Origin of the sequence: Candidatus Microbacterium colombiense (assembly GCA_029203165.1) — a bacterium.
Lineage (GTDB): Bacteria > Actinomycetota > Actinomycetes > Actinomycetales > Microbacteriaceae > Microbacterium > Microbacterium colombiense.
In genome coordinates this window covers 927,758-951,404 of sequence record CP119308.1, presented here as the reverse complement: position 1 = coordinate 951,404, position 23,647 = coordinate 927,758, and the positions used below count along the sequence as shown (strand labels likewise).

At 68.3% G+C, this 23,647-nt stretch carries 23 protein-coding genes, 3 tRNA genes and 1 pseudogene; 10 read left to right on the top strand and 17 right to left on the bottom strand.

Annotation, left to right across the window (positions count from 1 at the left end):
• The first annotated feature begins 27 nt into the window (after nt 1-27).
• Entirely contained in the window at nt 28-1,359 is a 1,332-nt protein-coding gene (locus tag P0Y60_04565) for an extracellular solute-binding protein (GenBank protein ID WEK62036.1), read from the top strand.
• 185 nt (nt 1,360-1,544) lie between these two features.
• Here P0Y60_04565 and cls read toward each other — a convergent pair whose 3' ends face one another.
• Nucleotides 1,545-3,005, bottom strand: coding sequence for a cardiolipin synthase (gene cls, locus P0Y60_04560; GenBank protein WEK62035.1), 1,461 nt, complete (start codon nt 3,003-3,005; stop codon nt 1,545-1,547).
• Nucleotides 3,006-3,096: 91 nt separating this feature from the next.
• A complete protein-coding gene (locus P0Y60_04555) occupies nt 3,097-3,270 on the bottom strand; it encodes a hypothetical protein (protein WEK62034.1) in 174 nt (57 codons plus the stop codon).
• Between the two features lie 124 nt (nt 3,271-3,394).
• Between P0Y60_04555 and P0Y60_04550 the strand changes: the two genes are divergently transcribed.
• Nucleotides 3,395-4,531 carry a DUF4192 family protein gene (locus tag P0Y60_04550; GenBank protein ID WEK62033.1) on the top strand — a complete coding sequence of 379 codons (1,137 nt, stop codon included), beginning with the start codon at nt 3,395-3,397 and terminating at the stop codon, nt 4,529-4,531.
• Here the strand turns inward: P0Y60_04550 and lysS are convergent.
• On the bottom strand, nt 4,524-6,065 hold the full coding sequence (lysS, locus tag P0Y60_04545) for a lysine--tRNA ligase (GenBank protein WEK62032.1): 1,542 nt from the start codon (nt 6,063-6,065) through the stop codon (nt 4,524-4,526). The genes P0Y60_04550 and lysS overlap by 8 nt on opposite strands.
• 81 nt (nt 6,066-6,146) lie before the next feature.
• On the opposite strand from lysS, the gene P0Y60_04540 reads away from it, so the two are divergent.
• Nucleotides 6,147-8,009 (top strand): DUF2207 domain-containing protein, encoded by a 1,863-nt coding sequence (locus P0Y60_04540; protein ID WEK62031.1) that lies wholly within the window; start codon nt 6,147-6,149, stop codon nt 8,007-8,009.
• A gap of 38 nt (nt 8,010-8,047) precedes the next feature.
• Here the strand turns inward: P0Y60_04540 and P0Y60_04535 are convergent, their stop codons facing one another.
• The 10 genes from P0Y60_04535 to hpt all read right to left on the bottom strand — a co-directional run bounded on the left by P0Y60_04535 (nt 8,048) and on the right by hpt (nt 16,698).
• Complete coding sequence (locus P0Y60_04535; protein WEK62030.1) at nt 8,048-8,740, bottom strand: DUF2520 domain-containing protein; 693 nt, start codon at nt 8,738-8,740, stop codon at nt 8,048-8,050.
• Between the two features lie 4 nt (nt 8,741-8,744).
• Nucleotides 8,745-10,637: a PH domain-containing protein gene (locus P0Y60_04530; protein WEK62029.1), complete on the bottom strand. Its 1,893-nt coding sequence runs from the start codon at nt 10,635-10,637 to the stop codon at nt 8,745-8,747.
• The gene (locus P0Y60_04525; GenBank protein WEK62028.1) at nt 10,634-11,215 is read right to left on the bottom strand and encodes a PH domain-containing protein; all 582 of its coding nucleotides are present in this window, start codon (nt 11,213-11,215) and stop codon (nt 10,634-10,636) included. Before P0Y60_04525 ends, P0Y60_04530 begins: the two co-directional genes overlap by 4 nt.
• Nucleotides 11,166-11,648, bottom strand: a complete 483-nt coding sequence (locus tag P0Y60_04520) for a DUF3180 domain-containing protein (protein WEK62027.1) — start codon at nt 11,646-11,648, stop codon at nt 11,166-11,168. Before P0Y60_04520 ends, P0Y60_04525 begins: the two co-directional genes overlap by 50 nt.
• Nucleotides 11,645-12,184 (bottom strand): 2-amino-4-hydroxy-6-hydroxymethyldihydropteridine diphosphokinase, encoded by a 540-nt coding sequence (gene folK / locus P0Y60_04515; protein WEK62026.1) that lies wholly within the window; start codon nt 12,182-12,184, stop codon nt 11,645-11,647. Before folK ends, P0Y60_04520 begins: the two co-directional genes overlap by 4 nt.
• The gene (gene folB, locus P0Y60_04510) at nt 12,181-12,576 is read right to left on the bottom strand and encodes a dihydroneopterin aldolase (GenBank protein ID WEK62025.1); all 396 of its coding nucleotides are present in this window, start codon (nt 12,574-12,576) and stop codon (nt 12,181-12,183) included. Before folB ends, folK begins: the two co-directional genes overlap by 4 nt.
• Nucleotides 12,577-12,649: 73 nt before the next feature.
• Complete coding sequence (folP, locus tag P0Y60_04505) at nt 12,650-13,462, bottom strand: dihydropteroate synthase (GenBank protein WEK62024.1); 813 nt, start codon at nt 13,460-13,462, stop codon at nt 12,650-12,652.
• Nucleotides 13,459-14,070 carry a GTP cyclohydrolase I gene (locus P0Y60_04500; GenBank protein WEK62023.1) on the bottom strand — a complete coding sequence of 204 codons (612 nt, stop codon included), beginning with the start codon at nt 14,068-14,070 and terminating at the stop codon, nt 13,459-13,461. The genes folP and P0Y60_04500 overlap by 4 nt, the downstream gene beginning before the upstream one ends.
• Before the next feature lie 2 nt (nt 14,071-14,072).
• Nucleotides 14,073-16,073: an ATP-dependent zinc metalloprotease FtsH gene (gene ftsH, locus P0Y60_04495; protein WEK62022.1), complete on the bottom strand. Its 2,001-nt coding sequence runs from the start codon at nt 16,071-16,073 to the stop codon at nt 14,073-14,075.
• A 73-nt stretch (nt 16,074-16,146) separates the two neighbouring features.
• Complete coding sequence (hpt, locus tag P0Y60_04490) at nt 16,147-16,698, bottom strand: hypoxanthine phosphoribosyltransferase (GenBank protein ID WEK62021.1); 552 nt, start codon at nt 16,696-16,698, stop codon at nt 16,147-16,149.
• A 135-nt stretch (nt 16,699-16,833) separates the two neighbouring features.
• Between hpt and P0Y60_04485 the strand changes: the two genes are divergently transcribed.
• A complete protein-coding gene (locus P0Y60_04485) occupies nt 16,834-17,433 on the top strand; it encodes a DUF937 domain-containing protein (protein WEK62020.1) in 600 nt (199 codons plus the stop codon).
• A gap of 13 nt (nt 17,434-17,446) precedes the next feature.
• On the opposite strand, the gene tilS is transcribed toward P0Y60_04485, so the two are convergent.
• Complete coding sequence (gene tilS / locus P0Y60_04480; GenBank protein WEK62019.1) at nt 17,447-18,445, bottom strand: tRNA lysidine(34) synthetase TilS; 999 nt, start codon at nt 18,443-18,445, stop codon at nt 17,447-17,449.
• A 75-nt stretch (nt 18,446-18,520) separates the two neighbouring features.
• On the opposite strand from tilS, the gene P0Y60_04475 reads away from it, so the two are divergent.
• A complete protein-coding gene (locus tag P0Y60_04475) occupies nt 18,521-19,189 on the top strand; it encodes a TMEM175 family protein (protein ID WEK62018.1) in 669 nt (222 codons plus the stop codon).
• 56 nt (nt 19,190-19,245) lie between these two features.
• Complete coding sequence (locus P0Y60_04470; GenBank protein ID WEK62017.1) at nt 19,246-19,737, top strand: inorganic diphosphatase; 492 nt, start codon at nt 19,246-19,248, stop codon at nt 19,735-19,737.
• Nucleotides 19,738-19,829: 92 nt separating this feature from the next.
• On the opposite strand, the pseudogene P0Y60_04465 reads toward P0Y60_04470, so the two are convergent.
• Nucleotides 19,830-21,174 (bottom strand): annotated as a pseudogene (locus P0Y60_04465) (peptidoglycan DD-metalloendopeptidase family protein).
• A gap of 210 nt (nt 21,175-21,384) precedes the next feature.
• On the opposite strand from P0Y60_04465, the gene P0Y60_04460 reads away from it, so the two are divergent.
• The 4 genes from P0Y60_04460 (at nt 21,385) to P0Y60_04445 (ending at nt 22,355) form a co-directional block, all read left to right on the top strand.
• Nucleotides 21,385-21,457 (top strand) — tRNA-Glu (locus tag P0Y60_04460).
• Between the two features lie 28 nt (nt 21,458-21,485).
• Nucleotides 21,486-21,559: transfer RNA gene (locus P0Y60_04455), tRNA-Asp, on the top strand.
• Between the two features lie 69 nt (nt 21,560-21,628).
• Nucleotides 21,629-21,701: transfer RNA gene (locus tag P0Y60_04450), tRNA-Phe, on the top strand.
• Between the two features lie 336 nt (nt 21,702-22,037).
• On the top strand, nt 22,038-22,355 hold the full coding sequence (locus P0Y60_04445; protein WEK62016.1) for a hypothetical protein: 318 nt from the start codon (nt 22,038-22,040) through the stop codon (nt 22,353-22,355).
• 14 nt (nt 22,356-22,369) lie between these two features.
• Here P0Y60_04445 and P0Y60_04440 read toward each other — a convergent pair whose 3' ends face one another.
• Both P0Y60_04440 and P0Y60_04435 read right to left on the bottom strand, forming a co-directional pair.
• Nucleotides 22,370-22,717, bottom strand: coding sequence for a GntR family transcriptional regulator (locus tag P0Y60_04440; protein ID WEK62015.1), 348 nt, complete (start codon nt 22,715-22,717; stop codon nt 22,370-22,372).
• Nucleotides 22,714-23,625, bottom strand: a complete 912-nt coding sequence (locus P0Y60_04435) for a hypothetical protein (GenBank protein WEK62014.1) — start codon at nt 23,623-23,625, stop codon at nt 22,714-22,716. Before P0Y60_04435 ends, P0Y60_04440 begins: the two co-directional genes overlap by 4 nt.
• Nucleotides 23,626-23,647 lie beyond the last annotated feature (22 nt).

Genomic DNA, 23,647 nt, shown 5'->3' with positions numbered 1-23,647 from the left:
CGAAACACCCACCGAAAGAGGACGATCATGCAGCACACGAAGAGGGCAGTCGCCACCGGCGTCGCACTGCTCAGCGCCATCGCGCTGGCGGGATGCGCCCCGAGCACCGGGTCGGACGGAAGCGCCGACGCCGCCGCCTGCACCCCGGCAGACGGAAAGGTCACGCTCGAGTTCACGTCGTGGATCCCGGGCATCGAGGATGTCGTCGCGATGTGGAACGACGAGAACCCCGACATCCAGGTCAAGGTGCAGACGGGCCCGAACGGGAACTCCGGCACGTACCAGAGCTTCTTCAGCCAGCTGAAGGCCGGCAACGCCCCTGACCTCGGACAGATCGAGTACGACGCGCTGTCGAGCTTCCGCGTGCAGGACGGCCTGGCCGACCTTTCCGCGTGCGAAGACGTCGTCGCCGCGGAAGACGACTTCATCCCGTGGACCTGGGGTCAGGTCACGCTCGGCAGCGACGAGGGCGTGTACGGCATCCCGCAGGACTCCGGGCCCATGGCGCTCTTCTACCGATCCGACCTGTTCGAGGCCAATGGCATCGATGTTCCCACCACGTGGGAGGAGTACAAGGCCGCTGCGGTGAAGATCCGCGCAGCGGGCGGGTACATCACCAACTTCTCGACCGCCGACATCAACCAGTTCGCCGGATTCGTGTGGCAGAACAACGGCGGATGGTTCCAGAACGACGGCAAGGAGTGGACCGTCGACCTGACCGGTGACGCGACCACGCAGGTCGCCGACTACTGGCAGGAGCTCCTCGACGAGGACCTCGTCTCCACCTACCCGGCCTGGACCGAGGAGTGGAACAACGCGTACAACTCCGGCGAGGTCTGGTCGTGGAACTCGGCCGTCTGGGGCGCGAACTCCATCGCGAGCGGCGCACCCGACACCGCGGGCAAGTGGTCCGTGGCCGCATCCCCGCAGTGGGAGAAGGGCGGCACGAGCGCCGGCAACTGGGGCGGCTCCTCCGTCGCCGTGTTCAAGGGCAGCGACCACCTCTACGAGGCGTCGAAGTTCGCACTGTGGCTCAACACCTCGGATGAGGCGCTGACCGCGCTCAACAAGTCGGCGAACATCTACCCGGCGACCACCGACGGGCTGAACCTCGCCTCTCTCAAGGAGGGCGTCGACTTCTACGGCGGCCAGGCCATCTACGACGTGTTCGCCGAAGCGGCGTCGCAGGTCAACCCCGACTTCGTGTGGGGTCCGACCATGACGCAGACCTATGCCGACGTGTCGGACGGCTTCCAGAAGGCGGTCACCGGTCAGGGAACGCTGCTGGATTCGCTGAAGTCCGCACAGGATTCGACCATCTCGACGCTCGAGGCGCAGGCGATCCCCGTCGCCAAGTGATCTGATCCGTCATCCCGATGCCGCGGGAGTCAGCGCACAGCTGGCTCCCGCGGCATCGTCGTATCCGGGGACCTCTCCGGGCGCCTCTCCCGGCGGTCTGAGCAGTCGCATATGGTCGCTTCCCTGCGACAGATGCGACCATTCGCGACCACCTGCCCATGGAAGCGGGCGCACCGAATCGAGCGCTACTGCAGGGCCGAGGTGAGGCGGGCGAGGTTGTCGAGGATCGTGGAGCGCAGCGGCTGCTGCATCCACTCCTCCAGCGTGAGCTCGCGGCTGAGGGAGCGGTACTTGTCTTCGACCTCGCGCATCTCGGCGACGAACTCCTCGCCACGCACCAGCATCGACACCTCGAGGTTGAGACCGAACGAACGCATGTCCATGTTGCTGGATCCGATGACGGCGACCTCATCGTCGATCGTCAGGCTCTTCGTGTGCAGGATGTAGGGCTTGCGGTACATCCAGATGCGCACGCCCGCCTTGAGCAGCACCTCGTAGTAGCTGCGCTGGGCGTGATAGACCATGGCCTGGTCGCCCTCTTCCGAGACGAAGAGCTCGACGTTGACGCCGCGGTCGACGGCGGCGGTGACCGCCAGCAGCAACGCCTCATCGGGCACGAAGTACGGACTGATGATCATGATCCGCTTCTTCGCCGCGTACAGCAGCGCGAGGAAGAGGCGCAGGTTGTTCTCGACCTCGAACCCGGGGCCTGACGGCACGACCTGACAGTCGAGGTCACCCGAACCGATCTCGGCGTGCGCGATATCGATCTCCTCGAGCACCATGTCGGTCTCGCTGTACCAGTCGGCGACGAAGATCGCATTCACGCTCAACACGACGGGACCATCGATGCGCACCATCAGATCGACCCAGTGCAGGCCGCGCTTGATGTTCTTCGGAAGGTTGTAGGTCGAGTCGGTGACGTTCTGCGACCCGAGGAACGCGATCGTGCCGTCGACGACGAGCAGCTTGCGGTGATTGCGCAGATCGGGGCGCTGCATCCTGCCCTTGAGAGGCTGCACCGGCAGCATCAGGCGCCAGTCCGCACCCATCGCGTTCAGGCGGCGCACGGTCTCGCGATAGCGCGGCTTCCATCGGTTGGCCCAGTGATCGAGGAGCACGCGCACCTCGACGCCGCGGGCCGAGACCTCTTCCAGCGCCCGGAAGAAGTTGTCGGTGGAGTCATCGGCCTGCAGGATGTAGAACTCGACGTGCACGTAGTCCTGTGCCGTGCGGATCGCCTCGGCCATCTCGTCCAGTGATTCCTGGTAGTCCGAGATGAGATGTGCACCGTTGTCTCCGGAGAGCGGCAGCGCCCCGAGCCTCTGGTTCATCTGCACGATGGGCCCGAACCAGTCGGGAGCGTGCGGGCGCAGTGTGCCGAAGTGCAGGTGCTCGCTGGTCTCGGCGATATAGGCGTTGATCTGGTCCTGCTTGCGACGGCGCGCGCGCGGAAGGCGCGGGTTTCCGATCAGCAGGAAGAGGAAGACACCGACGAACGGGATGAAGAACACGGCGAGCAGCCAGGCCATCGCCGCGGTGGGACGCCGGTTGCGCGGGATGATGATGATCGCGGTGGCACGGATGGTGAGGTCGAGCACGAGCAGGAAGGCGGCGATCCACCAACCCCAGGTCTCCGCCGTCATCGTGTCCCCTCACCCGCGCCGCGGCGATCATGGCCGGTCGGCACGGTCTCGCGTGCGTTGGCTACACAGTAGCCGATGGGTGCGACCTCGCTCAGGAGCGGGGCGGGAGTCCGCGCGCTGCGCGCTCCTCGGCCTCGATCTGCGCGTGCACCTTGCGCTCGGTGCGGTCGAAACGCAGGATGCCGCGGACCACCATGAAGAAGACGAGGCTGACACCGATGGTCGGCAGAATCGACCATGCCACCGCGAGCCAGAAATTGTCCATGCCTCCATGGTACGCGGCCGTCACGGCCTTCGACTCCTCGTCCCCAATCAGAGGATGCGGCGCAATCCATCCCCATGCCGCGAAAAGCCCCTCGCGGTTCGTACGATCCGACCAGACTCGGGCCATGACCACCGTCCTCCGCGCCTCAGGCTCCGCTGAATTCCTCCGTATCGTCCCCGCGCTCGCGGGCTTCACCCCGCGACGCAGCCTCGTGCTGCTCCCCTTCCAGGGCGCCCGCACCTGCGGTGCCATGCGTCTCGATCTGCCGTCCGACGACACCGATCTCGACATGTTCGCCGACGCAGCGGTCGGCCTGATCTCCCGGGTCGACGACACCGATGCGGTCGCCGTGGTCGTGTATGCGGATGACTCGCCCGAGCACACCGGCGACGGCCTGGTGCTCCCTCTGGCCGTCGCGGTCGACTCCCTGCTGTGGCGCGCCGAGGAGGCAGGGCTCCGGGTCGTCGACGCGCTGTGCGTGACGCCGAAGGGCTGGTCCAGCTATCTCGCCGACGATCCTCGGCTGGGAGACCTCGACGAGCTCGCCCAGACCCCCGATGTCCCCGGACTCGGCGACGTGACCGGCGATCAGCTCGCCGGCGCCGAGCTGCCGCACTCCGACCTCGCGATGAAGGAGCGCGTCGCCCGGGCGCTGCGGGACATCACCGACGTCCTCGACCATGATGCGATCGGACCCCTGTCGGGCCGGGAGAACCCCGCGGCGCTGGCGGCGATCGCGGCGCTCGACGACATTCCCGCGTTCTTCGAGTCGCTGCTCGATGAGCCCGAGAACCTCCCGATCTTCGCCACGGCGGCTCTGCTCTGGTGCCTGGATCGACCGGTATTCCGCGACGTCGCACTCGCGCAGTGGGCGACGGGCGCCGACGGCGGAGCCCGCGCCCTCGACGCGCAGCTGTCCTTCGCCCGCAGTGGTCGCATGATCCCCGACGACCTCGGGTCGGTGTTCCTGGGCGTCGGGCCTGCTCCCGACGCCGACCGGCTGCGTCTCGCGCTCGCCGTCGTCAGGCAGACCGCCGCCTCGGCGCCCCGCGCCTCACGTCCCGGCCCGCTCACCGCGGCCGCCTGGCTCTCGTGGGCGCTGGGTCGCTCGAGCCACGCCGGACACTACCTCGATCTCGTGCAGGCGATCGATCCGGACTACGGCCTGGCAGCGCTGCTGCGCACGATGGTCGACGCCGCCGTGCTTCCCGAATGGACGTTCAGCCGCGCGAACGCGGCGTCGTCCGGTCCGACTACTTGACGAGGGGGAACAGGATGGTCTCGCGGATGCCGAGCCCCGTGATCGCCATGAGCAGGCGGTCGATGCCCATGCCCATGCCACCGGACGGCGGCATGCCGTGCTCGAGGGCCCGCAGGAACTCCTCGTCGACGGGCATGGCCTCGACGTCTCCCCGAGCGGCGAGCTTCGCCTGTTCGACGAAGCGTTCGCGCTGGATCACGGGGTCGACGAGCTCGGAGTATCCGGTCGCCAGCTCGAACCCGCGGATGTACAGGTCCCACTTCTCCACGACGCCGTCGATCGAACGGTGCTCCCGCACGAGGGGCGAGGTGTCGACGGGGAAGTCCATGACAAAGGTCGGGCGCACCAGATCGCCCTTCACGAAGTGCTCCCAGAGCTCCTCCACGAGCTTGCCGTGGGTGGCCTGCGGCGGGAGGTCCACGCCGCTGGCCTCGGCGAAGGCGATCAAGTCCTCCACCGCGTCGTGCGGGGTGACGGTGCGACCCGATGCGGCAGACAACGACTCGTACATCGAGATGCGGTCCCATTCACCGCCGAGATCGAACTCGGTGCCGTCGGCCCACGTGACGGTCGTCGAGCCGGCGACGGCGATCGCGGCCTTCTGCACGAGCTCCTGCGTGAGGCCGGCCATCTGGTTGTAGTCGCCATAAGCCTGGTAGGCCTCGAGCATCGCGAACTCGGGGCTGTGCGTGGAATCGGCACCCTCGTTGCGGAAGTTGCGGTTGATCTCGTAGACGCGTTCGATACCGCCGACGACGGCACGCTTGAGGTACAGCTCGGGTGCGATGCGCAGGTACAGCTCCGTGTCGAACGCGTTGGAGTGCGTGACGAAGGGGCGGGCGGAGGCTCCACCGTGCTGCACCTGCAGCATCGGGGTCTCGACCTCGAGGTACTCGTGCGACGAGAACGTCGCCCGCAGGCTGGCGTTCACGGCAGCACGCGCGCGCACGGTGGTGCGGGCCTGTTCACGCACGATCAGGTCGAGGTAGCGGCTGCGGACGCGGCCTTCCTCGCTCAGCTCGGAGTACGCATTCGGCAGCGGGAGGATCGCCTTCGCGGCGATCGTCCACTCGTCCGCCATGATCGACAGCTCGCCGCGCCGGCTGGAGATGACTTCGCCGTGCACGAAGACGTGGTCGCCGAGGTCGACGTACTCCTTCCAGTCCGCGAGCGACTCCTCGCCGACGTTCGCCAGCGAGATCATGGCCTGGATGCGCGAGCCGTCGCCGGCCTGCAGGGTGGCGAAGCAGAGCTTGCCGGTGTTGCGGCTGAAGACCACACGCCCCGCGACGCCGACCACGACGCCGGTCTCTGCGCCGGCCTCGAGCTCGCCGTACTCGGCACGCAGCGCCGGGATCGTGTGCGTCACCGGGACCGCCACCGGGAAAGCCCCTCCCGCCGCATCCGCGCGCTTCTCGATCAGGCGCTCGCGCTTGGCGAGTCGCACGGCCTTCTGCTCGTGGATGTCGTCGTCACCGGCGCCCGCGGAGGGGTCGATCGGGGACGGCTCGGGCGCGGCGGACGCGTCAGTCATGTGCGGGGCTCCTTGGAAAGTCGTGTCCAGTTTACCGAGGTGAGTACCTGCTCGTCGGCGGGCGATGGGTAGCCTCGAAGAATGGTCGTCACACGGATCGCCCGCACGCTCGCCGCGCTCGCCCTCACGCTCGCCGGTCTCGCCGCGATGCCGACCGCCGCTTCCGCAGCCACCGCACCTTCCGTCTCCTCGGCCCACTCCGCACATCCGGACGGGAGCATCACCGCAGACGATGTCGATGCCTTCTCCTACGCGTCGTGGGATGCCCGATACGAGCTCGGCCTCGACGACGAAGGGCGCCCACTCCTGCACGTGACCGAGACGCTCGTGGCGCGTTTCCCCGACTTCGACCAGAACCGCGGGATCGTCCGGGGCCTGCCCACCGGCTACGAGGGCGCGAGGATCGACACGCAGGTGCTGTCGGTGACCGACGAGGACGGCACCGACGTGCCCTACGAGACCGAGACGGACGATGGTGTCCTCTACATCCTCACGGGCACCGACGACTACGTGCAGGGACTCACGACATATGTCATCGAGTACTCGATGCGCGACGTGATCCTCGCCGCCGACACCGGCGTCGACGAGTTCTATTGGGATCTCCTCCCCTTCGACAGCACGCAGGCGATCGAGGCATTCCGCGCCGACATCGTGCTCGACGCCTCACTCGGAGATCACCTGACCGGCGAGGCGCGGTGCTATTCGGGCTCCTCCGGATCGACGCGGGAGTGCCCGATCCAGGGCCCGACCACCGACGGCGACACCACCGTGTTCCATGTCGAATCCGGCGAGCGCGCGGCCGGCGACGGAGTGACGGTGGCGATCGGTTTCGCACCGGGTACCGCCGTCCAGACCTCCGCCCGTCAGCCCAATCCGGTGACCGACACCGTCCCGGCGGTGGCCGCCGCCGGTGCACTCGCGCTGTCGATCGGCGGATGGTTCGCCGTGTCGGCATCCACCCGCCGCCGGCACACCGCTGACGGCATCATCGTGGCGCAGTACGACGTGCCCGACTCGCTGCCACCGCTCCTCGCCGCCGCGATCATCCCCGGCGCGAAGGATCCGATACCGGCGGAGATCGTGCATCTTGCCGTGCGTGGAGCACTGCGCATCGAAGAAGGCTCCGAGAAGGCACAGCCGCGCCTGCGCCGCATGCCCGGCGCGCGCACCGTCGATCCGCTCGACGCGGCAGCCCTCGAAGCGCTCTTCGTCGGGGCCGACGCCGACGGCGTCGCCTCTCTTCCCGCGTCGAGCGAGTCCTTCGCCACCCGGATGACGTCGCTCACGCAGAGCGGGAAGAATGCGGCGCAGGCGCAGGGGTTCACCACGCGCGCCCGCAGCGGCCTCGCGATGACGCTGCAATGGTGCGCGATCGGCATCGTCGGGATCGGTCTCGCGCTCGCCCTGTGGGGCGTGATCAGCGGCCGGCTCTCGGCGATCCCCGCCATGGTCGCGATCGGGTTCGGCGTCGTCCTCGTGCTGATCTCCAGCTTCTTCACGTTCTCGAAGCACACCGTCCTGACCCTCGAGGGCGCCCGCCGCCTGGAGTATCTGAAGGGCGTGGAGGAGTTCATCCGCGTCGCGGAGGCCGACCGGTTGCGGATGCTGCAGTCGTACTCCGGAGCGGAGCGTCGACAGGACGGTTCCGCGAACGTCATCCTGCTGTACGAGCGCCTGCTGCCGTACGCGATGCTGTTCGGCATGGAAGACGAATGGGGCCGCGTGCTCGAGAACGCCTACTCGATCGAGCAGCGCGGACCGGGCTGGATCGGCGATCCGACATCGCCCTATCTGCGTGTGCAACTCGCGGCCTTCGCGGTGACATCTCACGCCTCGGCCACCTACACCGCTCCCTCGGCGAGCAGCTCGTCCAGCGGCGGCGGTTCGTTCGGAGGCGGTTTCGCCGGCGGCGGAGGCGGCGGCGGTTTCTCCGGCGGTCGCTGACTAATTCATCCGCCGTTCGCGAGGAACGCGAAGCGCGATCAGACGAGCGGCGGTGGATCGGAGGCCTCGCGCAGCGCCCGCTCGACGGTCGACTGCACGAGTGCCGAGAGGTAACCGCCCGGGTTCTCGACTCCGATCTCCCGCAGTCGTGCCGTCGACTGACCGATGATCGAGCGGGAGAAGTCGGCTGCGGTCTGGATCGCGTCGGCATAGGTCGCACGATCCTCCTCGGCGATGACCACCGGTTCGCACCCCATCTCCACGGCGAGCGCCTGAGCGATCGGGAGCACGGCCGCCGGAGCCGTGACTGCCGCGAAGCTCGCCGGGAGCTGACGGAGATCGATCGAGGTTCCCGTGAAGGTGATGGCGGGGTGCACCGCGAGCGGGATCGCGCCGCGCTCGGCGGCCGGGCGGAGCACATCGATGCCGTAGGCGGGGTCGGTGTGCAGCACCAGTTGCCCGACCTGCCATCCGCCGACCTCGGCGATGCCCGACACGAGAGCGGGCAACTCTTCATGCGGGACCGCGAGCACGATCAACTCCGCACGACGCACGACCTCGAGGGCCTCCAGCACCGGCACATCCGGGAGCACCGCCGACGCACGTTCATCGTCGGAGCCGCTGGTGATGCCGACCACGGCGTGGCCTGCGCCCCCGAGGGCAGCACCGATCACGGGCCCGACGCGGCCCGCGCCGATGATGCCGACGCCCAGGCGTCCATCACGCACCATCAGGTCAGCCCTCGGCGGGAGGGACGACGGGCGGAGCAGGCGGAGCGACAGGCGGCGCAGGCGGAGGAGCCATAGGCGGAGCAGGAGGCGCAGCGGGCGGCGCAGGCGGAGCCACCGGCGGCGCAGGCCAGGCGGCGGGCGGGCCGACGGGCGGCGGAGGCTGCGTGACCGGGTAGCCTGCCGACGGTGCAGGCGGTGGCGTGACAGTCGGTGCAGGCTCCGGCGGGGCAGCAACCGGGTGCTCGCTCCAGCGATGGGTGGTGTCTCGCGACGCGGCGTCCGCGGCGGCGCGACTGACGCCGTCGAGCAGTGCCAGCGCATCCTCGCGCTCGAGACCCGAGAGCAGGCCGGTGATCGGTCCCGGAGCGGTATGGATCTGTGCCCCGGACACGCGCTGTGCGCGATCGATCGGACCCTGATTCAGGGAGACACCCTGCAGGCGGGCATACGGGAACACCGCGAGCTTGCGCCACACGACGCCGCGGCGCAGGAGCAGTCCGAAGTCGGTGAGGAGGAAGCCGTGACGCTTCCACGAGACCGGGCGCCGCCACCACGCACGCCGCGGCATGGTGCGATACGGATCATCCGCGATGGGGCCGAGCACACCGTTGTCCCAGATCGCCGGGATGTCCCCTGCGGGAACGTCGGGGAGGATCAGACCGAGCACCCGCTCCACATCGGCTCGCTTGCCGACCGGCAGCACGATGTTGAACTGCTGCGCGGATCCGGACTGCTGCTGGGCGGCGCTCTTGCCGCTCATACGGTTGATCTTGATCGTCCACCAGCCGAACGGCCGCCACAGGATCGACTGCGAGACCTCCACGGCGAAGATGCGGCCGGGTGGCAGAGTCTCGGTGACCGTCGTGAAGAGGCCGTACGTGATGCGCACGCCGTCCGGCGTCGGCGCGATCGAGTACCTCAGGGACTTCGAGATCTGCGCCCACGTGATACCGACGACGGCGATCACGAACGGCACCCCCATACCGAGTGCGATGCCCAGGATGATCACTCCACCTTCGCCATCGCCGTCCGAGATGAGCCCGATGACGGCGCTCCCCAGGGCGATCGCGAAGATGATGCCGAAGAACACCAGCCAGAGCAGTCCGGAGATGATCTGCGAACCGACGAGCCTGCCGGCGGGGATCTTGACGACGCTCTCGGGCGCCACGTCATCCATGTCGACGCCGGCGATCAGTCCGGTGACGCCGACGTTCATCGAACCGACGAGCTGCGCTCGGGCGGTGGCAGGGGCCGACGCCGCTCCGGAGGCGCCGGCCAAGGCGGTCTGCCGCGCCGCGCGTGCCCCCGAAGCGAGGCGCAGGATCTCGGCGCGCACACCCTCTGCGCGGGCGGTCGCGAGGTACTCGAGCTCCACGTTCGCGTCGTTGCCGGCGCCCACGACCTCGAGCTTGGCCAGGCCGATGATGCGCGCGGGGAACGGACGAGTGAGGTTCACGCCCTGCACCCGATCCAGCGGTGCGCGGCGATGCGAGCGGAAGATGATGCCCTTGCGCACCTCGACGTGATCGCCCGTGATGCGGAACTGCTGGAAGCGCCAGATGAACCAGAAGATCAGGATCAGGATCAGCACCAGCCCCAGCACCGCGCCGAGGGCGATCAGGATCAGGTTGTTGTCGAGTACCCAGTCCACGGGATCACCGCCGGCGTAGTCGCCGTAGTGGGCCTCCGGGGAGAAGATGTCGATGACCCAGGCGATGACGCGATCGCGCATGTTCGCGATCACGATGCCGGCGATGATGATCAGCGCCAACCCGCCCTTGAACAGGGGGGTCAGCGGATGCATCCGATGCCACTCGCCGTCTGCGAGCTCCGTCGAGCCTCCGACGGACGTGCTCGTCGCCGGGATGCCGGGGGTGGCGGGGAACTGCTCGCTCACAGGCCGGTCCGACGGGTCTCGGCGACCTCGATGAGCGTGTCCCGCAGCGCTTCGGCGGCGCGCTGCGTCAGGCCGGGGATCTGCACGCCGGTGGTCGCGGCGGCCGTCACCATCTTGAGCTGCGTCACACCGAAGGCGCGGTCCAACGGACCCTGGGTGATGTCGACGAGCTGCATACGGCCGTAGGGCACGGCGATCATGCGCTGCCACAGGATGCCCTTGCGGAACACGATGTCGTCGGCGCGGAGCATGTAGCCGATGGCTCGCGCCTGACGCGGCAGGATGATCAGCGTGATCAGGGTGATCAGCAGGATCACACCGGCCGGGATCCACACCCAGTCCTGCTCGAGCACGATGTTGAGGACGATCGCCACCGCGGCGACGACGGCGAGGAAGATCACGTTCTGCACGATCTGCGACACCACGTAGCGCGGAGAGATCTGGTGCCAGGTGCCGTCCAGTTCGAGCCGCGCCTCGTTGCGGGCCGTCTTCAGCTGCGTGTAGGTGCCCTGGTCGAGCGCGGGCAGATCAGTGCCCTCCGCGGGGTTCAGGGGCGAGGTCTCTGGGTTCTGAGTCATCAGGATCCTTCGGCAGAGTGCAGAACTGTTCGGCGACCAACGCAGCGATCACGAGCACGATCGCGCTCCCGATCAGGGCCACCATGGCCACAGTCGACCCTACCGGGGGATCGATGGGACGCGACAGCAGGAACACCAGCAGCCCGGCCCCGAAGCCGGTCATGATCGCTCCGACCAGGCTGGAGGCCCGCGCGAGGGTGGCGGCGCGCAGGGCGCGGAACGGATCGATGCGGATGCCGGAGCGCACGCTCTTGCGCACCGGCCAGGCGACGCCGAGCGATGCGCCCGCGATCAGCAGGAGCAGCACGGGCAGCAGGAGCGACGGGGTGAACGTCGCGCGCCCTGTGGCCGTGAGCAGCTGGTCGAGGAGGAATCCGCCGCCGGCCGCGAGCAACGCCAGCAGCGCCAGCAGACCGGGCGAGGTGCGAGTCATCCCTCACCCCGCGCGCGCAGAGCTTCGGCCAGGTCGGTGACTCGGCCGTGGCCCTGGAGCGTGGCGTCGGGATCGACGTCGAGCCAGGGGTCGAGCACGAACAGACGCTCGTGGGCGCGTGGATGCGGCAGCTGCACGCGCGGGTCGTCGGAGATCACATCACCGTAGGCGATGAGGTCGAGGTCGAGCGTGCGGTCGCCCCACCTCTCCTGCCGCTCCCGGCCGTTCTCGTCTTCGATGGCGTGCAGCATGCCGAGCAGGATCTCGGGCGCCAATCGAGTGGTGACCAGCGCCACCGCATTCACATAGCCGGGGGCGTCGGGGTCGGGCCCGTCGAGTCGCAGGGCGACGGTCTCGAACAGTGCGGAAAGACGCACATCGCTGACCAGCGGGAGACGTGCGATGCGCTCCGCCGCGCCTCGGATCGTCGCCTCACGGTCGCCGAGGTTGGCCCCGAGGGCGACGACCGCCTCGACGGGAGGGCGCCCGGGACGTGCCGGCGGGATGTCGGGCGGAATGGTCAGGTTGCGGCTCATGCCGTGATGTCCTCGAGGGGAGCGGCCTTGCGACCCCGCTGCACCCGGACCTCGACGTCGGCGAACGACAGCGGGATCGGAGCATGCGGTTTGTGCACTGTCACGGTCACGAACTGCACCCGCTCGTCATCGAGAGCCACATCGGCGATCCGCGACGCGAGGGTCTCGATCAGGTTCACGGGTTCGCCCGCGACGACAGCCGCCACCTTCTCGGCGAGCTCCCCGTAGTGCACGGTATCGACGACATCGTCCGACGCCGCGGCCTGCTCGAGCGACAGCGACAGGCGCAGGTCGATCGTGAACTCCTGCCCGTTCTCGCGCTCGTGGTCGTACACGCCGTGTCGCCCGAACACCGTCAGGCCGGTCAGAGCGATCTCGTCGAGGGAGTCCATGCCCCTAGCGTACGGGGGAGGCTCGATCCCCTGCTCCCCCGTTCGCCCACAGGGAAGCGCCGAACGGCACGGGTCAGCGGCCGTCCCACGCGTGCGCGATCGCGAGGGCGTCACGAGTCGCTGCGACGTCGTGCACCCGCACCGCCCAGACGCCGGCGCGCGCGGCGAATGCGCTCGTGACGGCGGTGGCCAGGTCGCGGCGTCGCTCGGAGACCTCGTCGTCGTCACGACGCGCCTCCCGCAGAGTGTCGGCGAGGAAGCGCTTGCGAGACGTGCCGATGAGCACCCGCTGGCCGAGACCCGTGATCTCATCGAGGCCGCGCAGCACATCCCAGTTCTGCGCGCCCGCCTTCGCGAAGCCGATACCCGGGTCGAGGATCAGGCGAGACGGAGCGATCCCCGATGCCGCCGCCTCGCCGACGCGCTCCTGCAGCTCCCCCGCGACCTCACGCGCGACACGGCGGTACTCCGCGTGGGCATACATGTCGTCCGAGAAGCCGCGCCAGTGCCCGATCGCGAAATCGGCGCCCGACTCGGCGACCGCCGCACGCATCTCCGGATCGGCGAGACCGCCCGAGACGTCGTTCACGATGCGGGCTCCCGCACGCACGGCAACGGCCGCGGTCGACGCGTTGAGCGTGTCGATGCTGACGGGCACCCCGGCTGCGGCGAGCTGCTCGATCACGGGGATGACGCGCTGCTGCTCGACTTCCGCTCCCACGCGCTCGGCTCCGGGTCGCGTCGATTCACCGCCGACATCGAGCACCGTGGCGCCGTCGGCCCGCAGGCTCAGCCCGTGCGCGACCGCACGGTCGACGTCGAGGTAGCGGCCTCCGTCGCTGAACGAATCGGGGGTGACGTTGACGATCCCCCAGATGACCGTCATTCCGAATGCCTGGACGAGATCGCCGCCGAAGCCCCGATCAGGGCGATCAGCTCCGCCCGTGCGAGGGGATCGGTGTACTCTCCGCGTGCCGCGATCGTGAGCGTGGATGCCTCGGGCTGGCGCCCGCCGCGCATCGTCACGCACCCGTGGCTGGCGTCGAGCACGACCAGCACACCGCGGGTGTCCAGGTGCTCGGCGATGGTGTCGGCGATCTGCTCGCCGAGCCGCTCCTGCACCTGAGGGCGGGAGGCGAGCGTCTCCACGACGCGGACGAGGGCGCCGAGGCCGACGACCTGCTCGCCCGGGAGGTACGCGAGATGTGCACGCCCGGCGAACGGGAGCAGGTGGTGCTCGCAGACCGACCGGAATCGGATGTCGCGCAGCAGCACCGCTCCCGACGGGAGGGTGTCGGGGGCCGGCCCACGGGTCACGCTGATGGTGCGCGCGAGCGGTGCCGCGGCATCCTCACCCACACCGGAGAAGAACTCCGCGTACAGCTCCCCCATGCGGGCAGGAGTCTGCCTCAATCCGGGACGATCAGGATCCTCGCCGATCGCCTCGAGCAGTTCGCGGGTGAGCCGTTCGACGCGCGCTCTGTCGACGGCCACGGTCACGCCGTCGCTGGTCGCGCCTGACCGGCAGCCGCCGATCCCGTCTGGGTGCGCGCGGCAGCGGCGGGGGCTTCGACGGAGGCAGCCAGGGACACATCCTTCTTCGGGACCTCGATCGGAGGCCGCTCCGACACCGGACGAGCCTCGCTCGACAGCCACAGCGGGCGCTCGGGGAGCTTCTTCACCTCGGTGAAGATCTCGGCGATCTGGTTGTGGTCGAGGGTCTCCTCCTCGAGCAGCGCGAGTGCCAGCTTGTCGAGGATGTCGCGGTTCTCGCTGATCACCGAGTACGCCTCGTTGTGCGCCTGCTCGATCAGCGCGCGCACCTCGGCGTCGACGCGCTCGGCGACCTTCTCCGAGTACTCGCGTCCGCGGCCCATGTCACGCGCGACGAACACGTCGCCGCCTTCGGTGCCCAGCTTGACCGGACCCACCTGGGTGGTCATGCCGTACTCGATGACCATCTTGCGGGCGATCGAGGTCGCCTTCTCGATGTCGTTGGATGCGCCCGTGGTGGGGTCGTGGAACACGATCTCCTCGGCCACTCGCCCGCCCATGGCGTAGGTGAGCTGGTCCTGCAGTTCGTTGCGGGTGATCGAGTACTTGTCGTCCAGCGGAAGCACCATCGTGTACCCGAGCGCCTTGCCACGCGGCAGGATCGTGATCTTCGTGACGGGGTCGGTGTAGTTCATCGCCGCGGCTGCGAGGGCGTGGCCGCCCTCGTGGTACGCCGTGATGAGCTTCTCCTTGTCCTTCATCACACGCGTACGACGCTGCGGACCGGCGATCACACGATCGATGGCCTCGTCCAGCGCACGGTTGTCGACGAGCTGCGCGTTCGAGCGCGCCGTGAGGAGCGCAGCCTCATTCAGCACGTTCGCGAGGTCTGCACCGGTGAAGCCCGGAGTCTTGCGGGCGACGACCTCGAGGTCGACGCTCTTGGCGAGGGGCTTGCCCTTGCTGTGCACCTCGAGGATCTTCTGTCGACCTTTGAGATCAGGGGCGTCGACACCGATCTGACGGTCGAAACGACCGGGGCGCAGAAGTGCGGGGTCGAGGATGTCGGGGCGGTTGGTCGCCGCGATCACGATCACGTTCGCGTTCGGGTCGAAGCCGTCCATCTCGACGAGCATCTGGTTCAGCGTCTGCTCGCGCTCGTCATTGCCGCCCCCCATGCCTGCGCCACGGTGACGACCGACCGCGTCGATCTCGTCGATGAAGATGATCGCGGGCGAGTTCTCCTTGGCCTGGTTGAACAGGTCGCGAACGCGCGACGCACCCACACCGACGAACATCTCGACGAAGTCCGATCCGGAGATCGAGTAGAAGGGAGCCCCGGCCTCACCGGCGACGGCGCGGGCGAGAAGGGTCTTACCGGTTCCGGGAGGGCCGTACAGCAGCACGCCCTTCGGGATGCGGGCACCGATCGCCTGGAACTTCGCGGGATCCTGCAGGAACTCCTTGATCTCATGGAGCTCTTCGATCGCCTCGTCGGCACCGGCCACGTCGGCGAAGGTGACGGTCGGCGTCTCCTTGTTGACGAGTTTGGCCTTCGACTTGCCGAACTGCATGACTTTGCCGCCGCCGCCCTGCATCGACGACAGCAGCCACCAGAACAGGAGGCCGAGCAGCACGAGCGGGAGCAGGAGGGAGATGAAGCCGTCGAACCAGGTGGCGCGCGGGACCGCGTCGTTGAAGCCGTCCTTCGGGTCGGCGTCGTTGATCGCCGTCACCACCTCGTCGGCGCGGGCGTCGACGTAGTAGAACTGCACCTTCTCGGCACCTTCGAACGCCTTCGAGAGCGTCATGTCGACGCGCTGATCGCCGTCGGTGTTGACCACCTCGGTGACCGTCTCGCCGGAGAGCAGCTTGAGGCCCTCTTGGGTGGTGATCTGCTTGGGCGCCCCGAGGTTCGAGATCAGCAGGAAGCCGCCGAAAAGCAGCAGACCGATCAGCGCCACGTAGATCAGTGGGTTCCGGGTGATCTTCTTCACATCCATGATCGGATCAGCGTATCGCGCGTGCGCTAGGCGACTGCTGTGCGTTCACCCACGGCGTACCGTTCACGCGGGCTCAGCTGTAGACGTGCGGGGCGAGCACGGCGACATCGCGCAGGTTGCGGTAGCGCTCGTCGTAGTCGAGTCCGTATCCGACGACGAAATCGGTGGGGATGTCGAATCCCACGTAGCGGCAGTCGATGACGACCTTCGCCGCCTCCGGCTTGCGCAGCAGAGCGAGCACCTCGATCGACTCGGCGCCGCGGGACTCGAAGTTCTCCAGCAGCCAGCTCAGCGTCAGGCCCGAGTCGATGATGTCCTCGACGATCAGCACGTGCTTGCCGTTCAGATCGGTGTCGAGGTCCTTGCGGATCTGCACCACACCGCTCGACTTCGTGCTGGCGCCGTAGCTCGACACCGCCATCCAGTCCATGGGGGCGTGGAAGGGGAGGGCGCGGGCGAAGTCGGCCATCACCATGACGGCGCCCTTCAGCACTCCGACGAGGATCAGATCCTTCCCGGCGTAGTCTTCCGCGACCTGTGTCGCCAGCTCATCGAGCTTGGCGAGGATCTCCTCCTCTGTGACGAGGATCTGAGCAAGGTCATCCTGGATCTCCGCAGCGCGCATGGATCGATTTTAGGCGAACGGATCGGATGCTCCGACCCAGAACGGAGGGATCCGGCTCGCACACCCCCTGACCGACGACTGGCGCACTACTCTGAGCGGTGAGACGGGCGCATGCCCCAGACGGAAGGACTCTCCATGGCTCTTGACGACATCCTCAAGCAGGTGCCGATCGACGACATCGCCGCAAAGCTGGGCGTCTCCCCCGACGTCGCCAAGGCCGCGGTCGAGCAGGGTGGCGCGGTGCTCCTGGGCGGGCTCGCGAAGAACGCGGCGACTGAGGAGGGGTCCTCGGCCATCGAGAAGGCTCTCAAGAAGCATGAGGGTGCCACCGGCGCATCCAAGGTCGACGATGTGGATCAGGCCGACGGCGGCAAGATCGTCTCGCACATCCTCGGCGCCGACGAGAAAGAGGTCACGGCGAAGCTCACCGAGTCGAAGGCGACGGCCGGTATCGACTTCGGCAAGCTGCTCCCGATCCTCGCTCCGATCGTGATGGGCCTCATCGCCAACGCGAACAAGGGCAAGGCGGAGACGGCGGATGCCGGCGCGCAGAGCTCCGGCGGGATCGGCGACCTCATCGGTGGCCTCATCGGCGGCGGCAACAACGGCAACGCCTCCGGTGGCGGCATCGGCGATGTGCTCGGAGGGCTGCTCGGCGGCGGCAGCGGCAACAGCTCCGGCGGCGGCATCGACCTCGGCGGCCTGCTCGGCGGAATCTTCGGCGGCAAGAAGTAGGCCGCCCTCGAACTCAGTCGCGCGCCGCGAAGACGATCTGTCCGCCGCGGCGCGCGGCAGAGCATCCGGGCAGATCGATCGGGCCCTGTCCCGACCAGTCCACGGCCAGTCGAGCGACCTCGAGGGTCTGGGTGCGCGTCAGGCTCACCCCGAACTCGCTGTCGACGACGAGTCGGATGATGCGGTTCCGCAGCGCGGCCGGGTTCGCGGCGAGCGCGGCGACACTGACGGAGATCCCGGCCTCGGCATGCTCGACGATGTCTTCGATGGTCTCGTGGATCATCTCGTCGAACGCCTCGGCGTCTTCACGCAACTGCTCCGCGGTGCGCGCCAGCGCCTCGGCGATCCCCGGTCCGAGATCGGTCTCCATCACGGGCAGCACCCGCTCGCGCACCCGCACTCGCGCGAACCGCGGCTCGCTGTTGTGGGGGTCGGTCCAGGGGGCGAGATCGGATGCCGCGCAGAACGCGAGAGTGGTCTCGCGACGCACCCCGAGCAGGGGCCGGATCCAGCGCAGCCCATCGGCATCCTCCCGATCCGGCGACATGCCCTGCAGGCTCGCGGCACCGGAGCCGCGAGCGAGTCCGAGCAGCACGGTCTCCGCCTGGTCATCGAGCGTGTGGCCGAGCAGCACGGCGACGGCTTTCTCGGCGAGGGCGACGCTGCGGAGAGCCGCGTAGCGCGCATCCCGCGCGGCAGCCTCTTCGCCCGCGCTCGACGCCCGGTCGACGTCGACCCTCGTCTGCCGCGCATCGACGACCCCGAGGCCCTCCGCGGCGACGGCTGCGGAAGCGGCGACGTGCGCGGAGCCCTCCTGCATTCCGTGGTCGACGGTCAGGCTCAGCACCCGGATACTGCGCGCCCGAGCCTCGAAGACGGTCGCAGCGGTCAGAGCCAGCGAGTCGGCGCCACCCGAGAGCGCCACGATCACGGTCGCTCCGTCCGGGAGGTCGGCGAGCGCGAAGCGCACAGCGAGGCGGATCTCGGCGATGGCAGGAGAGAGCGATGGCACATGTCCACGCTAGAACACCGACCGGAATCCCGCGCGCCTCGTGTCGCGGCGGCCGCGCAGTCCTACTCTGGCGCCGTGACGGATACACGCAGGACTCAGCGATTCACCACCGAGCGGTTCAAGGCCTTCGTCGACGCCGTCGTCGCCATCGCGATGACGCTGCTGATCCTCCCCCTCATGGAGTCCGTGTCCGAGGCGGCCTCGTCCGAGCTCAGCACGGCCGAGTTCCTCTCCGACCATTCGGGCCAGCTGCTCAGCTTCGGTCTGAGCTTCGTTCTGATCGCCAAGTTCTGGATGGGGCACCATCAGCAGTACCGCGACGTGGAGACGGTCACCCCGATGCTGCTGTGGATCAACGTCGCGTGGATGGCGACGATCGTCTGGCTTCCGGTGACGACGGCGATGCTCGGGCAGACGGACACGGATGCTCCGCAGGCCGTGATCTACATCGGCACTCTCATCCTCACCCAGGTGACGACGCTCATCGGCTGGGTGTATCTGCTGCGGCATCCGGAGCTCGGCACGACGTCCGTCACGACGATGCGTCACGGCATCGCGGGCGACGCCGTGGCGATCGCGCTGTTCCTGATCGCCCTCCTGATCGCCGTCTTCGTCGGCTCCTACGGTTACCTGGGCCTGCTCCTGCTCGTCCTGTCCGCTCCCGGGGAGAGACTCCTGTTCCGGCTGTCATCACGGCGCTCCGCCGCGGTCGGAGCGGGCGACGCCGACCCGGAGAAGACCTGACCGGCGAGTAGGCTGGTGCGCGGCATCCCACTCTTTTTCTACCGAGGAGCACACGCATGGGCGCACACGACGCCGTCATCGAGATCCCGCGCGGCAGCCGCGTGAAGTACGAGGTCGACCACGAGACCGGACGAGTGCACCTCGACCGCGTGCTCTACACGACCTTCGGATACCCGGCCGACTACGGCTACTTCGACAACACGCTGGGCGAGGACGGCGACCCGCTCGACGTGCTCGTTCTGCTCGACCACGCCATCTACCCGGGCGTCGTCGTCGAGGTGCGCCCCGTCGCCGTGCTGAAGATGAGCGACGAGGCCGGCGGGGACGACAAGCTCGTCGCCGTGCTGTCGAAGGACCCGCGCTGGGCGCACATCCAGGACATCGACGACATCGCCGAGTACACGAAGAAGGAGATCTCGCACTTCTTCGAGCACTACAAGGACCTCGAGCCCAACAAGTGGGTCAAGGTCGACGCGTGGGGCGACAAGGCCGAGGCCGAGCGCATCCTCGACGAGGCGATCGTCCGCTTCGGCGAGCAGAGCCACTGAGCTGATCGCAGACGGGCCGACCTGCCCTTCGACGCAGAAGACCCCCGGTTCCGCTCAGCGGCCGGGGGTCTTCTGCGTGGAGGGGCGTGTTCTCAGACGGAGACGCCCTTGCCCGCCATGAAGTTGATCGGGTTCGTGTACGCCCCGTTGATGTAGACCTCGAAGTGCAGGTGGCATCCGAATGATCCGCCGGTGTTTCCCGCATACGCGATGACCTGACCCGCGTTGACCCACTGACCGCTGCGCACGGCGAATTGGCGGATGTGCGCGTAACCGGTGGCGATGCCGCCGCCGTGCTGGATGCGCACGTAGTTGCCGTACCCGCCGTTGTAGAAGGCGGCGTCGACGGTGCCGGAGTGGGCGGCGTAGATCGCGGCCCCGCAGCCGTTGGCGAGGTCGACCCCGTAGTGCCAGCTCGAGGAGCAGCCGTTCGCGTTGCACTGCTGCGAGCGCGGACCGTAGCCGGAGCTGCGGTATCCACCGTGCGGGCGGACCCAGCCGCCGTTGCCCGGAGTGCCGCCGCCGCCGCTGTTGCCGCCGGCATTCGCCGCAGCCTCTGCCGCTTCGCGCCGCTTGCGCTCCTTCTCGCGCTCCTCGACGCCCTTCTGGTACCCGGCCACCGTGGTGGCGGTGGTGTCCTTGAGGGCGGCGAGCTGCGCCTGCATCGTGGCGAGGTTCGAGGACTGCTCGTCGAGCGCTGCCTGTGCGGCATCCGCGGCCTGCTGGGCCGCGACCATCTTCTGCTCGGCGATCTGCTGCAGGCGGTCGCGCTCGGTCGCGTGCGACGACTGCCTGATCGCTCAGCAGCTGCGCCGAGTTGCGGGCGGCCACGGCATCGTCGTAGACCGACTGGTTGAACTCGAGGAGCTTGTCCATCGTGCCGAGGCGCGACAGCAGTTCGTCGGCGTTGGCGGCGGAGCCGGCGAAGAACAGTTCGAGCGAGGTGTCGTCGCCGCCGTTGCGGTACAGCTGCGCGGCGACCTGACCGGCCTTGCGCGCCGACTCATCGGCGATCGCGGACTGCTCGTCGGCCTTGGCCTGCAGCTCCTCCGCCTTGGCGATGGCCGCGAAGTAGTCCTGCTGCGCCTTGAAGAAGTCATCGGAGGCGACCTTGGCCGCAGCCTGCGTCTCGGCGACCTTCTGCGTGAGCGACTGGATGAGTCCCTCGATGCGCGAGACCTCGGCCGCTTTCGCCGCCTGGTTCTTCTTGGCCTTCTGCACGTCGTCCCAGCTCGGGTACGACGCGGCGTAGGCGGCGGACACTCCCGAACTCACGCCGAACGCGCTCAAGGCGACGACGCTCAACGCACCGAGTCCGATGGCGCCGCGGCGGGTGATGCCGCTCTTCTGCAGGGCGCGCGTCTCGGCGGGCGTGGGTGCGCACCCGCATTCTGCGGATGCCGCTGCTGCTGCATCCGCCGTGGTCAGATCGTTCACACGGCCCCTTCCGCCGGTTTCACACATGTCACAGTAACAACAACTTTCACATCTGCACCAGAGGCGGGATGCCCGTCATATGACACGGGTGATGCCTCCATCGTCCTCCGGAACACGCCCGGGCGGAAGGAGCCGCGCCCTCGATTCGCAATTTCGCTTCGGCATCCCTTATGCTTGAGCGTCGGCAAGGAAGTCCCCCGGGACTGACTCGGCCCCATCGTTTAGCGGCCTAGGACGCCGCCCTTTCACGGCGGTAGCACGGGTTCGAATCCCGTTGGGGTCACTCGTCCGATACAATTGAAAACAAGTATGGCCCTGTAGCGCAGTTGGTTAGCGTGCCGCCCTGTCACGGCGGAGGTCGCGGGTTCAAGTCCCGTCAGGGTCGCTCCGTTCGACGGGCTCTTTCTTCGGAGAGAGCCCTTCGTCTAGGATGCGACAGGTTCGCCGGTCGCACGGCTCTGTAGCTCAGTTGGTAGAGCGCACGACTGAAAATCGTGAGGTCACGGGATCGACGCCCGTCGGAGCCACAGGGTGATCATTACAATCACCTTAGAAACCCTCGCCTAGCTTCTACATGGCGGGGGTTTTGCTTTGCCCCGGCGAGAGGCGCATGGCCCTCCGGGTGAGTGTCGTCGCATCGTGCCGCATCCCCGCGCAGATAGCGACCGAATGCGACTTCCCCGCCCGGGCGTCGGGCGCACATCGCCGCATCCCCTGGCTGAAGGCGACCGAATGCGACCGGCCCAGCGGGCCCGACGTCGCACTCTGTCGCATCGTCGCGACGGAAGCGACAACATGCACCCCCTCCCGCGAACGCGCCACTGGTCACGATCAGGCGCCCGGTGCCCCAGAATCGAAGCATCATGAACTCCGACGCTCCCGGAACCCGCCGTATCGAGATCACGCTGCGCAAGCCCTGGTTCGCGCTGTACGCCGGCGTCCGCCCGACGCTCGTGATCGAGGGACGCGGGCAGCCCGCGCAGTGGGGACTGGGAACCTGGAAGATCGCGGCGGACCACCCCGTGGCACTGGGCGTCTTCCTCTTCAACCGGTTATGGCGCTTCGGTCGGGCCGAGATCACTCTCGACCCCGACTCCCCCGCGCTGGACTACCGGGCGCCCGCGCTGCCGTTCATCCGCGGTCGCATCCGCGTCGTCCCCCGCTCCGACGCATCAGCCTGAGCGCAGACCTGCCGTCACCAGATCGCGCGAAGCACCCGCTGCACCTCATCGACATCCATGCCTTCCCGACGCGCAGCGACGGCGAGGTCTCTCGCCGCGTCCAAGACGGTGAGCGGTGTCGCCGATGCCCCTTCCGCGACCCGTGTGCCGCTGCCGACCCGGGTCTGCAGCGCACCCGACTCCTCCAACGCCTTGTACGCCTTCGCCACGGTGCGAGGTGCGACACCGAGATCCTGTGCGAGCTGACGCACAGACGGCAGCCGTTGCCCCTCGGCGAGCCCTCCGGTCGCGATGAGTCCTCGGATCTGATCGCGGATCTGCTCCGTCGGCTGACCGCCTGACGGACTCAGCGCGATCCTCATGCCGCGACCGGCACGCGACGCGGCGCCTGCAGCGGCACAGACACGGCAGACAGGAGCACGCTCATGCACAACGCCGCCCCGAGGCAGGATGCCAGCGCCCACGCGCCCCACAGCACCGGCGTCAGCGCGGCGAACGAGGTGCCGACGCTGATCGCCTCGACGCCCCCGGCACCTTTCGTCACCGAGGCGGTCGAGGTGCCGGCCAGAAACACGAGCACCGCAGCGACGTGCAGGGCGATGGCGCTGGAGGCGAGCCGGAGCACGGCCCGGATGCGGAAGCGCCGCGTCGCACGGTCTCCGTCGACGTCGGCGGAAATGGGAGGACTCGAGATGAGCACGAGGTTCGCGGCGACGAGCACGATCAGCGCGCCGAGCACCCAGAGCGCGGGGACCGAGTAGTACCAGCCATAGATCTCCGTGCCGCCGGACGTGCTTCCGAGTTCGATCCAGATCATTCGGTACTGCCCCAGGTCGTCCGGCCGGGAGAGCGCGCCCCCGAAGGCTGCGAGCCCGAGGCTCAGCGCGATGAGCACTGCGAGCGTCCACAGCGTTCCGCGGGAGGCGAACGAGAACGGCGTGCGCCGATCGAGTTCGGCCGAACCCCCGCCGCGGCGGATGGTGACCGGGAACAGCAGGACCATCAGCGCGAGGCATCCGACGAGGAGAGGCGTCAGGAAACGCCAGTTGATCAGCGGCGCCAGCACCTGAACGGCCGAGGGCGGCAGGACGGCGCGCAGGATCTGGGCGACCATCAGGATCAACAGCAGCGCCGCTGCGAGACCGACGGCCCATCGCACGCCGGAATCGATCGGCGGCTGAGTTCTCCGCTGCCGCCGCCACACGGCGACGCCGATGAGTGCGCCGATCAGCAGCGGCGATGCGAGCATCAGGACGAAGAGTGCGAACATGCCGACCTCCCGAAGTGTATTG

Bases quoted from the DNA above. Each gene is read 5' to 3' on its own strand.
- P0Y60_04565 (WEK62036.1), top strand. From the start codon at position 28: ATGCAGCACACGAAGAGGGCAGTCGCCACCGGCGTCGCACTGCTCAGC.
- cls (WEK62035.1), bottom strand. From the start codon at position 3,005: ATGACGGCGGAGACCTGGGGTTGGTGGATCGCCGCCTTCCTGCTCGTG.
- P0Y60_04555 (WEK62034.1), bottom strand. From the start codon at position 3,270: ATGGACAATTTCTGGCTCGCGGTGGCATGGTCGATTCTGCCGACCATC.
- P0Y60_04550 (WEK62033.1), top strand. From the start codon at position 3,395: ATGACCACCGTCCTCCGCGCCTCAGGCTCCGCTGAATTCCTCCGTATC.
- lysS (WEK62032.1), bottom strand. From the start codon at position 6,065: ATGACTGACGCGTCCGCCGCGCCCGAGCCGTCCCCGATCGACCCCTCC.
- P0Y60_04540 (WEK62031.1), top strand. From the start codon at position 6,147: ATGGTCGTCACACGGATCGCCCGCACGCTCGCCGCGCTCGCCCTCACG.
- P0Y60_04535 (WEK62030.1), bottom strand. From the start codon at position 8,740: ATGGTGCGTGATGGACGCCTGGGCGTCGGCATCATCGGCGCGGGCCGC.
- P0Y60_04525 (WEK62028.1), bottom strand. From the start codon at position 11,215: ATGACTCAGAACCCAGAGACCTCGCCCCTGAACCCCGCGGAGGGCACT.
- P0Y60_04520 (WEK62027.1), bottom strand. From the start codon at position 11,648: ATGACTCGCACCTCGCCCGGTCTGCTGGCGCTGCTGGCGTTGCTCGCG.
- folK (WEK62026.1), bottom strand. From the start codon at position 12,184: ATGAGCCGCAACCTGACCATTCCGCCCGACATCCCGCCGGCACGTCCC.
- folB (WEK62025.1), bottom strand. From the start codon at position 12,576: ATGGACTCCCTCGACGAGATCGCTCTGACCGGCCTGACGGTGTTCGGG.
- folP (WEK62024.1), bottom strand. From the start codon at position 13,462: ATGACGGTCATCTGGGGGATCGTCAACGTCACCCCCGATTCGTTCAGC.
- ftsH (WEK62022.1), bottom strand. From the start codon at position 16,073: ATGGATGTGAAGAAGATCACCCGGAACCCACTGATCTACGTGGCGCTG.
- hpt (WEK62021.1), bottom strand. From the start codon at position 16,698: ATGCGCGCTGCGGAGATCCAGGATGACCTTGCTCAGATCCTCGTCACA.
- P0Y60_04485 (WEK62020.1), top strand. From the start codon at position 16,834: ATGGCTCTTGACGACATCCTCAAGCAGGTGCCGATCGACGACATCGCC.
- P0Y60_04470 (WEK62017.1), top strand. From the start codon at position 19,246: ATGGGCGCACACGACGCCGTCATCGAGATCCCGCGCGGCAGCCGCGTG.
- P0Y60_04445 (WEK62016.1), top strand. From the start codon at position 22,038: ATGAACTCCGACGCTCCCGGAACCCGCCGTATCGAGATCACGCTGCGC.
- P0Y60_04440 (WEK62015.1), bottom strand. From the start codon at position 22,717: ATGAGGATCGCGCTGAGTCCGTCAGGCGGTCAGCCGACGGAGCAGATC.
- P0Y60_04435 (WEK62014.1), bottom strand. From the start codon at position 23,625: ATGTTCGCACTCTTCGTCCTGATGCTCGCATCGCCGCTGCTGATCGGC.